This window comes from Xenorhabdus budapestensis (assembly GCF_002632465.1).
In the GTDB taxonomy this organism is placed as follows: domain Bacteria; phylum Pseudomonadota; class Gammaproteobacteria; order Enterobacterales; family Enterobacteriaceae; genus Xenorhabdus; species Xenorhabdus budapestensis.
In genome coordinates this window covers 1-341 of the sequence record NZ_NIBS01000158.1, presented here as the reverse complement: position 1 = coordinate 341, position 341 = coordinate 1, and the positions used below count along the sequence as shown (strand labels likewise).

1 protein-coding gene is annotated in these 341 nt (G+C 44.6%); it reads left to right on the top strand.

Annotated elements, in window-relative coordinates; translation table 11 throughout:
- On the top strand, nt 1–341 hold a 341-nt coding region (locus tag Xbud_RS19420), incomplete at both ends, for a transposase (RefSeq protein ID WP_145956702.1).

The following is a 341-nucleotide window of genomic DNA, read 5'->3' as shown; positions in this document are numbered from 1 at the left end:
CACAGGGATTCATTCCCAGAGGTGGTCAAGTCATTGATGCCACGTTGATTCCAGTTCCTAAGCAGCACAATAAGAAGGAAGAGAATGAACAACTCCGTCAGGGTAAAACCCCGGATAACTGGACAGCAAACAAACGATGCCAGAAAGACACCGAGGCAACCTGGACGAAAAAGAACGGTAAAAGTTATTTTGGCTGTAAACTTACCATTAATGTCGATACAAAATATACAGTGATCCGCCACATCGCGACAGGAACCGCAGCTGTCCATGATAGCCAGTTTTTTGAAGCCGTTTTGGAGCAGTCAAATACAAGTCGGGACATTTATGCTGATAAAGGGTAT